This window comes from Pseudomonas sp. NLJ1 (assembly GCF_049486705.1).
GTDB lineage: Bacteria > Pseudomonadota > Gammaproteobacteria > Pseudomonadales > Pseudomonadaceae > Aquipseudomonas > Aquipseudomonas inefficax.
In genome coordinates this window covers 928,208-940,876 of sequence record NZ_CP137735.1, presented here as the reverse complement: position 1 = coordinate 940,876, position 12,669 = coordinate 928,208, and the positions used below count along the sequence as shown (strand labels likewise).

Here is a 12,669-nt window from a genome sequence, read left to right as displayed (position 1 = left end):
GCGTGAGAACCCAACCATTAATCCTTGCCCTGGCCGTGCTTGGCCTGGCTGGCTGCGCCAACGATCCGGCCCCTGACGAGCAGATGCGCATCTCCGAACAGGCACTGGCGCAGGCCAGGGCCGTCGGTGCCACCGAGCAGGTCGATGCGCTCAAGCTGGCTGAAGACAAGCTGGCCCGGGCCAAGACCAACATGCTCACCGAAGACTACCGCGATGCGCGCATGCGTGCCGAGCAGGCCGAACTGGATGCACGCCTGGCCGAGGCCCAGGTGTTGAACCAGAAGAGCGAAGAGCAGCTGCAATTGCTGCAGTCGCGGGTGCAGCGCCTGCGCAAGCAGTTGGAGGTGCAGCCATGATCCGTCGTGTGCCATTGGCCGCGCTGGCCGTGCTGGCGCTGGCCGCAGGTTTGCAAGGTTGCGCCAGCCAGCGCAGCAGCGCAGCACTGGATGACGCTGCCGCGGCCTTCCAGAAGGTCAAGGATGATTCCAATGTGCTGCGCAGTGCGCCGCGTGACGTGATTCGCGCCGGCGAGTCGCTGGCCCGCGCCGAGCGCCTGTCCAGCTACATCGGCACCGGTGCCGACGTGCGCCATTACGCCTACCTGAGCCAGCGCTACAGCGAAATTGCCAGCGAGCATGCCAAGCTGGCGCTGAACCAGGAGCGCCAGGCCAAGCTCGACCTGGAGCGCCAGCGCCTGCAGCTGGCCCTGCGTGAGGCCAAACTGGCCAGTGTTCAGCAGCAGGGCAAGTGGGTCGAGTCGCAGATCGCTGCGCTGGCCTCCGAGCAGGCCGACCGTGGTCTGGTAATGACCCTGGGGGACGTGCTGTTCGACACCGGCCGCGCCGACCTGAAGAACTCGGCAAGCCGTACCGTGCTCAAGCTGGTGCAGTTCCTTCAGCTCAATCCGCGCCGGGTGGTGCGGATCGAGGGCTACACCGACAGTACCGGGCCGGCCGAAGAAAACCTGAAGCTGTCCCGCGACCGGGCGCAGGCCGTGGCCGACATGCTGGTGGACCTGGGCATTGACGAGAAGCGTCTGCAGGTCGAGGGGTACGGCGACCAGTACCCGATCGAGGCCAATGCCTCGGAGCGGGGCAGGGCGCAGAACCGCCGCGTGGAGATCGTGTTCTCCGATGACAAGGGCAAGCTGGCGCCAGCGCGCTGACCGCTTGGCGGTGCGGTGGATGGCACCGGCTTTGCCGGTGTTCGCGGCTAAAGCCGCTCCCACAGGTACAGTGTTAACTTCAAGGTATGCACGGTTCCTGTAGGAGCGGCCTCGTGTCGCGAAAGGGGCGCAAAGCGCTCCCGGCTTTTCGTCGGCATACCCAGGCTTGATCGTTTCCATCGCTGTCACGCAACTGTATTGTTGACTATCCTGCCATCTGTCCCAGTACACTTTGCAACTGTTACGGTATCCTCTACCGTCAGTGAGCGACACAAGAACAACGAGCCCGTCCGCGCGTCGAGAGCCAGCCATGACCAACCTGCTGCTGTACCAGCGTATCGCCCAGCAACTGGCCGATGACATCCGTCGCGGTGTCTACCAGCCAGGCGAGCGGGTACCCTCCGTGCGCAAGATGAGCGCCCAGCTCAACGTCAGCCATGCCACGGTGCTGCAGGCCTATGCCAATCTCGAGGACCAGGGGCTGATCCGTGCGCGGCCGCAGTCCGGCTACTATGTGCACCAGACCCCGGCCCTGACTGCGCAGACGCCGGACATCGCTCGGGTAGAGCGCCCCGGCCTGGTCACCCGCGCCAGTATCATCCAGCAGGTACTGACCGAGGCTCGCCGTGATGGCGTGTTCCCGTTCGGCGCCGCGGTGCCGCACGTCGACTATCTGCCGGTCCGTGCCTTGCACCAGCAGATTGCCAAGGTGACGCGCTTCCATAGCCCGCGTGCCTTCAGCTACATGTTCAGCCCCGGTTTCGAGCCGCTGCGCCGGCAGATCGCCATTCGCATGCGTGATGCCGGTGTGCTGGTCGACCCGCGTGAAGTGATCGTGACCCATGGCTGTGTCGATGCGCTGCAGATGTCGCTGCGCGTGCTGACTCGTCCGGGCGACCTGATTGCCGCCGAATCGCCTACCTATTACGGGCTGTTGCAACTGGCTGACCTGCTGGGCCTGAAGGTGATCGAGATCCCCAGCGACCCCTCCACCGGCATCAGCCTCGAGGCCCTGCAGCTGGCGGCCAACCAATGGTCGATCAAGGCCCTGGTCCTGACCGCGCGCCTTAGCAACCCGCTGGGTGGCACTGTCCCGGAAGAGCGGCAGAAGCAGTTGCTGCGCCTGGCGTCGGACTTCGATATCCAGATTGTCGAGGATGACATCTATGGCGAATTGATGTTCGAGCAGGGCAAGACCAAGGCGCTGAAGGCGTTCGACCGGCTGGACCGAGTGATCTACTGCTCGAGTTTTTCCAAGACCCTGTCCCCCGGGGTGCGGGTCGGCTGGATGGTCGCCGGTCGCTATCAGGATGAAATCCAGCGCCTGCAAACCTTCACCACCCACTCGGCCTGCAGCGTGACGCAGATGGGTGTGGCGGCCTACCTGGAAAATGGCGGCTACGACCGGCACCTGCGTTACATTCGCCAGGAGTACCGCAAGAACCTCAGTGCCTACCAGCTGGCGGTGCAGCAGCACTTCCCCGAGGGTACCCAGATGACCCGGCCGACGGGCGGTTTCATTCTGTGGGTGAGCCTGCCGGGGCGGGTCAATACCCAGGAGCTGCATGTGCGCGCGCTGGAGCAGGGCATCAGTATTGCGCCGGGGCTGATCTTCAGTAATACCGAGCAGTTCAACCACTGCATACGCCTTAATTGCGGCATACCCTGGAACAAAGAGGCCGAGCGCGCGGTGATCACGCTCGGTTTGCTGGCCCAGCAATTGTGCCGGGAGCCAGCGGCAGCCCTTTTGTAGGCTTGCCACGCGCCCGTGGAACAGGGAGCATACGCACTTTTCCTGCCAGCCTGTCCATTTGCCATGAATGCTTTGCGCCGTTTTGCCCTGATTCTGTGTCTTGTACCGCTGTGCAGCCTGGCTGGTGTTGCCCAGGCTGCGCAGCCGGCAGGCCAGGCGCAGGCGGCCAAGCCGGTGCAGAAAGCCAAGCCGGCGCAGAAGGCTGCAGCCAGGCCTGCGCACAAGCAGGCGGCAAAAAAAACCGGTAGCAGCAAGGCCAGGGCGGCACGCAAGCCGGTGAGCAAGGAGATTGCCCAGCCGCTACCCAAGGCGAAGCTTGACCTCAGCCTGCCGGCCGACATGGTCGATAACCTTGAGCCGAATGTGGGCAGCCCTTCGCCGATACAGCGACGCAAACCTTTGCTGCCGCCCATGTTCACTGAAAAGCCGGAGACCAGTGACAGCCCGTTCCAGCTCAATGGCCGGTTGATCAGCAACGAAATGCAGCTGCAGCTGCGCAATGACAGCCGTCGCGACGTGGAAGGGGCGGCCATCGATTTCGAGTACCGCCAGTAGCCGGTGAACTGACTGCCGGGTCACGGCAGATTTCATCATGCCAGCAATTTCAAACGCCTGTTTGAGCGGTTACTATCCAGGGACGTTCGTCCCGTTTTGTTCCAGGGAGTCCTGATTTGGTGAATAGCCATGAATTGCCGTGAGGGTTGTGGTGCCTGCTGCATCGCCCCGTCCATCACCTCTGCGATGCCGCGCATGCCCAATGGCAAGCCGGCTGGCGAGCGCTGCCTGCACCTGACCGTCGACAACCTCTGCGACCTGTTCGGCAAGCCCGAGCGGCCGGCAGTGTGTGGCGGTTTCAAGGCGGATGTCGAGGTGTGCGGCAGTGACCGTGACGAGGCCATCAGGATTCTCGGTTGGTGGGAGCAGATGACGGCGGCGTGACAGCTGGATCTTCGACAACAAGGATAAACATGATGAGATCGTTCAAGCGTATTGCACTGCTGTGTGGCATGGGTGTTCTGCTGTCGCCTGCGGCCTGGGCCGAAAACTGGCAGGTGGCCAAGGACGAGGAGGGGATCAAGGTTTCCCTCAGCGAAGTGGCCGGTTCCAAGTACAAGGCCTATCAAGGCGTCACCTTGATCAAGGCGCCGCTGGCCAAGGTGCAGGCGTTGCAGGAGGACGTGGCCGGGGCTTGTGCCTGGATTCACGAATGCAAGTCGCAGAAGCTGCTCAAGCACGAAGGTGATCAGAGCTGGACCTACACCCAGTTCAATACGCCATGGCCGGTGACGCCGCGGGACTCGGTGTTGCATGTGACCACGGTCAAGGGGGCTGATGGCAGCCTGGTGCGCAACCTGAAGGAAGAGCCGACCTATATCCCGGAAGAGAAGGGCTTTGTGCGGGTCGCGAAGGTCGAAGGCTTCTGGAAACTGGTGCCCAAGGGTGACAGCACGGAAGTGACCTATCAGGTACACACCGAGCCGGGCGGTAGCGTGCCGGCGATGGTGGCCAACAAGTTCGTGGTGGATGCGCCGTTCAATACCCTGAAAGGGTTGCGGGAGCGGGCTGAGAAAAACTGAGGCATTGTACTGTCTGTACTGGCCTCTTCGCGGGTAAACCCGCTCCCACAGGATCTCCACAGATCTGCGGGCCTGTGGGGGCCCTGTGGGAGCGGGTTTACCCGCGAAGAGGCCGGCACAGGAAAGCAGAAATAAGAAAGGCTGCCCGAGGGCAGCCTTCTTGCGTTCGGCGATCAACGCTTACTTGCGATCCTGCAGTGCAACGATGTCGCGCTTCTGCTCGCCGGTGTACAGCTGGCGCGGGCGGCCGATCTTGTACGGGCTGGAGAGCATTTCTTTCCAGTGCGAGATCCAGCCCACGGTACGTGCCAGGGCGAAGATAACGGTGAACATGCTGGTCGGAATGCCGATCGCCTTGAGGATGATCCCCGAGTAGAAGTCGACGTTCGGGTACAGCGAGCGCTCGATGAAGTACGGATCGGTCAGGGCGATCTCTTCCAGGCGCATGGCCAGTTCCAGCTGCGGGTCGTTCTTGATGCCCAGTTCGCGCAGGACTTCGTCGCAGGTCTGCTTCATCACGGTGGCGCGCGGGTCGCGGTTCTTGTACACGCGATGACCGAAGCCCATGAGCTTGAACGGGTCGTTCTTGTCCTTGGCCTTGGCGATGAACTTGTCGATGTTGGAGACATCGCCGATTTCATCGAGCATGGTCAGTACCGCTTCGTTCGCACCGCCGTGGGCCGGGCCCCACAGTGCGGCGATGCCGGCGGCGATACAGGCGAACGGGTTGGCACCCGACGAACCGGCCAGACGAACGGTAGAAGTGGAGGCGTTCTGCTCGTGGTCGGCGTGGAGGATGAAGATCCGGTCCATCGCCTTGGCCAGCACCGGGCTGATCGGTTTGATCTCGCACGGGGTGTTGAACATCATGTGCAGGAAGTTTTCCGCGTACGACAGGTCGTTGCGCGGGTACATCATCGGCTGGCCCATGGAGTACTTGTAAACCATCGCGGCCAGGGTCGGCATCTTGGCGACCAGGCGCACCGCGGAAATTTCGCGGTGTTGCGGGTTATTGATGTCCAGGGAGTCGTGATAGAACGCCGACAGGGCGCCGACCACGCCGCACATCACCGCCATCGGGTGGGCGTCGCGGCGGAAGCCGTTGAAGAAGGACTTCAGCTGCTCGTGAACCATCGTGTGGTTCTTCACGGTGCTGACGAACTGGGCCTTCTGCTCGGCATTCGGCAGTTCGCCGTTGAGCAGCAGGTAGCAGGTTTCGAGGTAGTCGGACTGTTCGGCGAGTTGCTCGATCGGGTAGCCGCGGTGCAGCAGGATACCTTTGTCGCCGTCAATGTAGGTGATCTTCGACTCGCACGAGGCAGTCGCCATGAAACCAGGGTCGAAGGTGAAGTGACCAGTGGCCCCCAACCCGCGGACGTCGATTACATCAGGACCAACGGTGCCGGTTAAAATGGGCAGCTCGACGGGGGCAGCGCCCTCGATGACCAACTGCGCTTTTTTGTCAGCCATGTGGCCTCCTATTAATGCTTGAAATCATCAGACAGACCCCCCACGCAGGGCCCGCACCACTATAGAGGGATAAATTCAGATGTCAATTTGCCTAAAGGCTTGTTGAAACAGGCATTGAGGCCTGATTTTTCGCGAAATTCTCGCCCATTTACGCCTTTTGCAAGCTAAAGGCAATGCGCTATTTGGGCTACCCCGTCACGTTGTCATAAGCAGCCTAACTGTCTATACTCGCAACCCGACCGCCAGGGGCTTGCAAGCCCGAACTGCTGGGGGTCGCCGTTCCCTGGGTGGTGGGTACCTGACCAGTACACTTACCAACAACTTTGCCCTGATTCGCTAGGGGCTCTTCAGTGTGAAAAAAGCCGTGAAAAGCCAACGACCTGTAAACCTAGACCTAAGGACCATCAAGCTCCCCGTCACTGCGTACACGTCCATCCTGCATCGTATCTCCGGCGTCATCCTGTTCCTCGGCCTTGCCATCATGCTTTATGCACTGGGCAAGTCGCTGGGTTCCGAGGAAGGCTTCGGTGAGGTGAAGGCGTGTCTGACCAGCCCGCTGGCCAAATTCGTGACCTGGGGCCTGCTGTCCGCCCTGCTTTATCACCTCGTGGCAGGTGTACGTCACCTGATCATGGACATGGGCATCGGTGAGACGCTGGAAGGCGGCAAGCTGGGCTCGAAAATCGTGATCGTCATCTCCGTGGTGCTGATCGTTCTGGTGGGAGTTTGGGTATGGTAACCAATGTCACGAACCTGTCGCGTTCGGGCCTCTATGACTGGATGGCGCAGCGCGTTTCTGCGGTCGTTCTCGCGGCTTACTTCCTCTTCCTGATCGGCTACGTGGTCGCCCACCCAGGCATCGACTACACCCAGTGGCATGGTCTGTTCTCCAACAACGCGATGCGGATCTTCAGTCTGCTGGCCCTCGTTGCCCTGGGCGCTCACGCCTGGGTCGGCATGTGGACCATTGCGACCGACTACCTGACGCCAATGTCGTTCGGCAAGTCGGCAACTGCGATTCGTTTCCTGTTCCAGGCGGTATGCGGCGTTGCGATGTTCGCTTACTTCGTCTGGGGTGTGCAGATTCTCTGGGGTATCTGATCCATGGCTAGCATTCCAACCATTTCCTTCGACGCCATCATCATCGGTGGCGGCGGCGCCGGCATGCGCGCTGCGCTGCAGCTGGCTCAAGGCGGCCACAAGACTGCCGTGGTCACCAAGGTCTTCCCGACCCGTTCGCACACTGTATCCGCCCAGGGCGGCATCACCTGCGCCATCGCTTCGGCCGACCCGAACGACGACTGGCGCTGGCACATGTACGATACCGTCAAGGGCTCCGACTACATCGGTGACCAGGACGCTATCGAATACATGTGTCAGGAAGGCCCGGCTGCGGTCTTCGAGCTGGACCACATGGGCCTGCCGTTCTCGCGTACCGAAACCGGTCGTATCTACCAGCGTCCGTTCGGTGGTCAGTCCAAGGACTTCGGCAAGGGTGGCCAGGCTGCCCGTACCTGCGCCGCTTCCGACCGTACCGGTCACGCGCTGCTGCACACCCTGTACCAGGGCAACCTGAAAGCCGGCACCACTTTCCTCAACGAGTACTACGCAGTTGACCTGGTGAAGAACCAGGACGGCGCATTCGTTGGCGTGATCGCGATCTGCATCGAAACCGGCGAGACCCTGTACATCAAGTCCAAGGCCACCGTGCTGGCCACTGGCGGTGCCGGCCGTATCTACGCCTCCACCACCAACGCCCTGATCAACACCGGTGACGGCGTGGGCATGGCCCTGCGTGCCGGCGTGCCAGTGCAGGACATCGAAATGTGGCAGTTCCACCCGACCGGCATCGCCGGCGCCGGTGTACTGGTCACCGAAGGTTGCCGCGGTGAGGGTGGCTACCTGATCAACGCCCACGGCGAGCGCTTCATGGAGCGTTATGCGCCGAACGCGAAAGACCTGGCCGGCCGCGACGTGGTCGCCCGTTCCATGGTCAAGGAAATCATCGCCGGCAACGGCGTGGGCCCGAACAAGGACCACGTACTGCTGAAGCTGGACCACCTGGGCGAGGAAGTGCTGCACAGCCGCCTGCCAGGTATCTGCGAACTGTCCAAGACCTTCGCCCACGTCGACCCTGTGGTCGCGCCGGTGCCGGTCATCCCGACCTGCCACTACATGATGGGCGGCGTTGCCACCAACATTCATGGCCAGGCCATCACCATGGACGCCGAAGGCAACGATCACATCATCCCGGGCCTGTTCGCCGTAGGTGAAGTGGCGTGCGTATCGGTACACGGTGCCAACCGCCTGGGCGGCAACTCGCTGCTCGACCTGGTGGTGTTCGGCCGTGCCGCCGGCCTGCACCTGGAGAAGGCGCTGACCGAAGGCGTGGAATACCGCGACGCCAGCGACACCGACGTCGATGTTGCCCTGAACCGCCTGAACAAGCTGAACGAGCGCACCACCGGTGAAGACGTTGCCAGCCTGAAGCGCGAGCTGCAGAGCTGCATGCAGAACTACTTCGGTGTATTCCGTACTGGCGAATACATGCAGAAGGGTATCGAGCAGCTGGCCGGTCTGCGTGACCGTATCGCCAACGTCAAGATCAACGACAAGTCCCAGGCCTTCAACACCGCGCGTATCGAAGCGCTGGAGCTGCAGAACCTGCTGGAAGTCGCCGAAGCTACCGCCATTGCGGCCGAAGCCCGTAAAGAGTCCCGCGGCGCTCACGCCCGTGAAGACTTCGAAGACCGTGACGACGAAAACTGGCTGTGCCACACCCTGTACTACCCGGGTGAGAAGCGCGTCGCCAAGCGTGGCGTCAACTTTGCGCCGAAGACTGTTCCAGCCTTCGAACCAAAAGTCCGGACTTACTGAGGATGGCCGCTATGTTGCAAGTCGAAGTTTATCGTTACAACCCGGACACCGATTCGGCGCCAAAGATGCAGACCTTCCAGGTCGATACCGGCGGCAAGGACCTGATGGTGCTGGACGTGCTGGCACTGATCAAAGAGCAGGACGAAGGTTTCTCCTACCGTCGCTCGTGCCGTGAAGGCGTTTGCGGTTCCGATGGCATGAACATCAACGGCAAGAACGGCCTGGCCTGCATCACCCCGCTGTCGGCGGTGGTGAAGGGCAACAAGCTGGTTCTGCGCCCGCTGCCGGGCCTGCCGGTCATTCGTGACCTGGTCGTCGACATGAGCATCTTCTACAAGCAGTACGAGAAGGTGAAGCCGTTCCTGCAGAACGATACTCCGGCGCCGGCCATCGAGCGCCTGCAGTCGCCGGAAGATCGCGACAAGCTGGACGGCCTGTACGAGTGCATCCTGTGCGCTTGCTGCTCGACCTCCTGCCCGTCGTTCTGGTGGAACCCGGACAAGTTCCTGGGCCCCGCCGCTCTGCTGCAGGCCTACCGCTTCCTGGCCGACAGCCGTGACACCAAGACCCAGGAGCGCCTGGCGTCGCTGGATGACCCGTTCAGCGTATTCCGCTGCCGCGGGATCATGAACTGCGTCAACGTTTGCCCGAAAGGTCTGAACCCGACCAAGGCAATCGGCCACGTACGTAACATGCTGCTGCAAAGCGGCACCTGATACAAAGAGTTGTACCTGCAGTAAGCCGAGGTGCGGGTGGTGAGCCCGCACTGAGGTAAAACCCGAACAAGGGCCCACAAAGCCTGCGTTCATACCTATGAAGATATGAGACCAGCAGGGGCTTTCCGGGCTGGTACCCGGAAAATCAGCAGGATCCAGGTGGCGTGGTTCAGTCGCTGTTTTCGGACTTTTCCAGGTTTGCTGTGGCTCTCGCCGATCAGTCCCCTAACCGAGGGTGACCAAGCATGCAAGAAAGCGTGATGCAGCGCATGTGGGAAAGCGCCCACCTTTCAGGTGGTAACGCTGCATATGTGGAAGAGCTTTATGAGCTCTACCTGCACGACCCTAACGCTGTGCCAGAAGAGTGGCGCACCTACTTCCAGAAGTTGCCCGCCGACGGCAGCACCGCTACCGATGTATCGCACTCGACAATCCGCGACCATTTCGTACTGCTGGCAAAGAACCAGCGCCGCGCCCAACCGGTATCCGCCGGGAGCGTGAGCAGTGAACACGAGAAGAAGCAGGTTGAAGTTCTGCGACTGATCCAGGCCTATCGTATGCGCGGCCATCAGGCTGCCAAGCTCGACCCGTTGGGGTTGTGGCAGCGTCCTGCGCCCGTAGACCTGTCGATCAATCACTACGGCTTGACCAATGCCGATCTTGATACGACCTTCCGTGCCGGCGACCTGTTCATCGGCAAAGAGGAAGCGAGCCTACGCGAGATCTTCGAGGCGCTCCAGAAGACATATTGTCGCACCATTGGCGCCGAGTTCACCCACATCGTCGATTCCGAGCAGCGCAGCTGGTTCCAGCAGCGCCTGGAAAGCGTGCGCGGCCGTCCGGAGTTTTCCGCTGACGTGCAGGCCCACCTGCTCGAGCGCGTGACCGCCGGTGAAGGCCTTGAGAAGTACCTGGGCACCAAGTACCCGGGCACCAAGCGTTTCGGCCTCGAGGGCGGCGAAAGCCTGATCCCGATGCTGGACGAGATGATCCAGCGTTCCGGTTCCTACGGCACCAAGGAAGTCGTCATCGGCATGGCCCACCGTGGCCGCCTGAACGTGCTGGTCAACACCTTCGGCAAGAACCCGCGCGAGCTGTTCGACGAGTTCGAAGGCAAGAAGATGAACGAGCTGGGCTCCGGTGACGTGAAGTATCACCAGGGCTTCTCCTCGAACGTGATGACCCCGGGTGGCGAAGTGCACCTGGCCATGGCGTTCAACCCGTCCCACCTGGAAATCGTCTCCCCAGTGGTCGAGGGTTCGGTGCGCGCCCGTCAGGACCGCCGCAACGACACCGTTGGCGACAAGGTGCTGCCGATCTCGATCCACGGCGACGCAGCGTTCGCCGGCCAGGGCGTGGTCATGGAAACCTTCCAGATGTCGCAGACCCGCGGTTTCAAGACCGGCGGCACCGTGCACATCGTGATCAACAACCAGGTTGGTTTCACCATCAGCAACCCGCTGGACGCGCGCTCCACCGAGTACGCCACCGACGTTGCCAAGATGATCCAGGCGCCGATCCTGCACGTGAACGGCGACGACCCGGAAGCCGTACTGTTCGTGACCCAGCTGGCCATCGACTACCGCATGCAGTTCAAGCGTGACGTGGTCATCGACCTGGTCTGCTACCGCCGTCGCGGCCACAACGAGGCCGACGAGCCGAACGGCACCCAGCCGTTGATGTACCAGCAGATCAGCAAGCAGCGCACGACTCGTGAACTGTATGCCGAGGCACTGATCCAGGCCGGCCGCATCGATGCCGAGCGCGCCCAGGCCAAGATCGACGAGTACCGCAACGCGCTGGACAACGGCCTGCATGTGGTGAAGAGCCTGGTCAAGGAGCCGAACCGCGAGCTGTTCGTCGACTGGCGTCCGTACCTGGGCCATGCCTGGACCGCGCGTCACGACACCCGCTTCGACCTCAAGACCCTGCAGGAACTGTCGGCCAAGCTGCTGGAGATCCCGGAAGGTTTCGTCGTCCAGCGCCAGGTCGCCAAGATCTACGAAGACCGCCAGAAGATGCAGGCCGGTGGCTTGCCGATCAACTGGGGTTATGCAGAGACCATGGCTTACGCCACCCTGCAGTTCGAAGGTCACCCGATCCGCATGACCGGCCAGGACATCGGCCGTGGCACCTTCTCGCACCGTCACGCGGTGCTGCACAACCAGAAGGACGCCAGCACCTACGTACCGCTGAAGAACCTGTTCCCGGGCCAGCCACAGTTCGAACTGTACGACTCCTTCCTGTCGGAAGAAGCGGTACTGGCCTTCGAATACGGCTACTCGACCACCACGCCGAACGCGCTGGTGATCTGGGAAGCCCAGTTCGGTGACTTCGCCAACGGTGCGCAAGTGGTGATCGACCAGTTCATCACCAGCGGCGAGCACAAGTGGGGCCGTCTGTGTGGCCTGACCATGCTGCTGCCCCACGGTTATGAAGGGCAGGGCCCGGAGCACTCCTCCGCGCGCCTGGAGCGTTACCTGCAGCTGTGCGCCGAGCACAACATCCAGGTCTGCGTACCGACCACCCCGGCCCAGATCTACCACCTGCTGCGTCGCCAGGTCATCCGTCCGCTGCGCAAGCCGCTGATCGTGCTGACGCCGAAGTCGCTGCTGCGCCACAAGCTGGCCATCTCGACCCTGGAAGAGCTGGCAGAAGGCTCGTTCCAGACCGTGATCCCGGAAATCGACAGCCTCGATCCGGCCAAGGTCGAACGCCTGGTCCTGTGCGGCGGCAAGGTTTACTACGACCTGCTGGAAAAACGCCGTGCCGAAGGCCGCGAAGACATCGCCATCGTGCGTATCGAGCAGCTGTATCCGTTCCCTGAGGACGACCTGGTCGAAATCCTGGCGCCTTACACCAACCTCAAGCATGCGGTCTGGTGTCAGGAAGAGCCGATGAACCAGGGCGCCTGGTACAGCAGCCAGCACCACATGCGCCGTATCCTGGGCCGCCACAACAAGGCACTGGTCCTGGAATACGCCGGCCGCGACGCTTCCGCCGCGCCAGCCTGTGGTTACGCATCGAAGCACGCCGAACAGCAGGAAAAACTGCTGCAAGACGCCTTCACTGTTTAATGCCTTCGCGCACCTGAAACCGAATTTAAGGAAA

12 protein-coding genes are annotated in these 12,669 nt (G+C 61.8%); 11 read left to right on the top strand and 1 reads right to left on the bottom strand.

Features of this window, described 5'->3' with window-relative positions; all coding sequences use genetic code 11:
- Positions 1–2 precede the first annotated feature (2 nt).
- From R9B85_RS04230 to R9B85_RS04205, 6 genes are all read left to right on the top strand, one after another.
- Positions 3–356 (top strand): DUF4398 domain-containing protein, encoded by a 354-nt coding sequence (locus R9B85_RS04230; protein ID WP_112252991.1) that lies wholly within the window; start codon positions 3–5, stop codon positions 354–356.
- On the top strand, positions 353–1,165 hold the full coding sequence (locus R9B85_RS04225) for an OmpA family protein (protein WP_112252990.1): 813 nt from the start codon (positions 353–355) through the stop codon (positions 1,163–1,165). The genes R9B85_RS04230 and R9B85_RS04225 overlap by 4 nt, the downstream gene beginning before the upstream one ends.
- A gap of 310 nt (positions 1,166–1,475) precedes the next feature.
- Positions 1,476–2,918, top strand: coding sequence for a PLP-dependent aminotransferase family protein (locus R9B85_RS04220; protein ID WP_112252989.1), 1,443 nt, complete (start codon positions 1,476–1,478; stop codon positions 2,916–2,918).
- Positions 2,919–2,981: 63 nt separating this feature from the next.
- The gene (locus R9B85_RS04215; RefSeq protein WP_112252988.1) at positions 2,982–3,473 is read left to right on the top strand and encodes a hypothetical protein; all 492 of its coding nucleotides are present in this window, start codon (positions 2,982–2,984) and stop codon (positions 3,471–3,473) included.
- A gap of 129 nt (positions 3,474–3,602) precedes the next feature.
- Positions 3,603–3,857 (top strand): YkgJ family cysteine cluster protein, encoded by a 255-nt coding sequence (locus R9B85_RS04210; protein ID WP_025339973.1) that lies wholly within the window; start codon positions 3,603–3,605, stop codon positions 3,855–3,857.
- A gap of 32 nt (positions 3,858–3,889) precedes the next feature.
- Positions 3,890–4,495: an START domain-containing protein gene (locus R9B85_RS04205; protein ID WP_112252987.1), complete on the top strand. Its 606-nt coding sequence runs from the start codon at positions 3,890–3,892 to the stop codon at positions 4,493–4,495.
- 180 nt (positions 4,496–4,675) lie between these two features.
- Here R9B85_RS04205 and gltA read toward each other — a convergent pair whose 3' ends face one another.
- Positions 4,676–5,965 (bottom strand): citrate synthase, encoded by a 1,290-nt coding sequence (gene gltA, locus R9B85_RS04200; RefSeq protein WP_016711651.1) that lies wholly within the window; start codon positions 5,963–5,965, stop codon positions 4,676–4,678.
- A gap of 352 nt (positions 5,966–6,317) precedes the next feature.
- Here gltA and sdhC point away from each other — a divergent pair, with 352 nt between their 5' ends.
- The 5 genes from sdhC to R9B85_RS04175 all read left to right on the top strand — a co-directional run bounded on the left by sdhC (position 6,318) and on the right by R9B85_RS04175 (position 12,635).
- The gene (sdhC, locus tag R9B85_RS04195) at positions 6,318–6,704 is read left to right on the top strand and encodes a succinate dehydrogenase, cytochrome b556 subunit (RefSeq protein WP_012315350.1); all 387 of its coding nucleotides are present in this window, start codon (positions 6,318–6,320) and stop codon (positions 6,702–6,704) included.
- Positions 6,698–7,066, top strand: coding sequence for a succinate dehydrogenase, hydrophobic membrane anchor protein (sdhD, locus tag R9B85_RS04190; protein WP_003254214.1), 369 nt, complete (start codon positions 6,698–6,700; stop codon positions 7,064–7,066). The genes sdhC and sdhD overlap by 7 nt, the downstream gene beginning before the upstream one ends.
- A gap of 3 nt (positions 7,067–7,069) precedes the next feature.
- The gene (sdhA, locus tag R9B85_RS04185) at positions 7,070–8,842 is read left to right on the top strand and encodes a succinate dehydrogenase flavoprotein subunit (protein WP_112252986.1); all 1,773 of its coding nucleotides are present in this window, start codon (positions 7,070–7,072) and stop codon (positions 8,840–8,842) included.
- 11 nt (positions 8,843–8,853) lie between these two features.
- Positions 8,854–9,558 (top strand): succinate dehydrogenase iron-sulfur subunit, encoded by a 705-nt coding sequence (locus tag R9B85_RS04180; protein WP_028690457.1) that lies wholly within the window; start codon positions 8,854–8,856, stop codon positions 9,556–9,558.
- A gap of 245 nt (positions 9,559–9,803) precedes the next feature.
- Positions 9,804–12,635 (top strand): 2-oxoglutarate dehydrogenase E1 component, encoded by a 2,832-nt coding sequence (locus tag R9B85_RS04175; RefSeq protein WP_112252985.1) that lies wholly within the window; start codon positions 9,804–9,806, stop codon positions 12,633–12,635.
- Positions 12,636–12,669: the final 34 nt, after the last annotated feature.

Bases quoted from the DNA above. Each gene is read 5' to 3' on its own strand.
- R9B85_RS04225 (WP_112252990.1), top strand. From the start codon at position 353: ATGATCCGTCGTGTGCCATTGGCCGCGCTGGCCGTGCTGGCGCTGGCC.
- R9B85_RS04220 (WP_112252989.1), top strand. From the start codon at position 1,476: ATGACCAACCTGCTGCTGTACCAGCGTATCGCCCAGCAACTGGCCGAT.
- R9B85_RS04215 (WP_112252988.1), top strand. From the start codon at position 2,982: ATGAATGCTTTGCGCCGTTTTGCCCTGATTCTGTGTCTTGTACCGCTG.
- R9B85_RS04210 (WP_025339973.1), top strand. From the start codon at position 3,603: ATGAATTGCCGTGAGGGTTGTGGTGCCTGCTGCATCGCCCCGTCCATC.
- R9B85_RS04205 (WP_112252987.1), top strand. From the start codon at position 3,890: ATGAGATCGTTCAAGCGTATTGCACTGCTGTGTGGCATGGGTGTTCTG.
- gltA (WP_016711651.1), bottom strand. From the start codon at position 5,965: ATGGCTGACAAAAAAGCGCAGTTGGTCATCGAGGGCGCTGCCCCCGTC.
- sdhD (WP_003254214.1), top strand. From the start codon at position 6,698: ATGGTAACCAATGTCACGAACCTGTCGCGTTCGGGCCTCTATGACTGG.
- sdhA (WP_112252986.1), top strand. From the start codon at position 7,070: ATGGCTAGCATTCCAACCATTTCCTTCGACGCCATCATCATCGGTGGC.
- R9B85_RS04180 (WP_028690457.1), top strand. From the start codon at position 8,854: ATGTTGCAAGTCGAAGTTTATCGTTACAACCCGGACACCGATTCGGCG.
- R9B85_RS04175 (WP_112252985.1), top strand. From the start codon at position 9,804: ATGCAAGAAAGCGTGATGCAGCGCATGTGGGAAAGCGCCCACCTTTCA.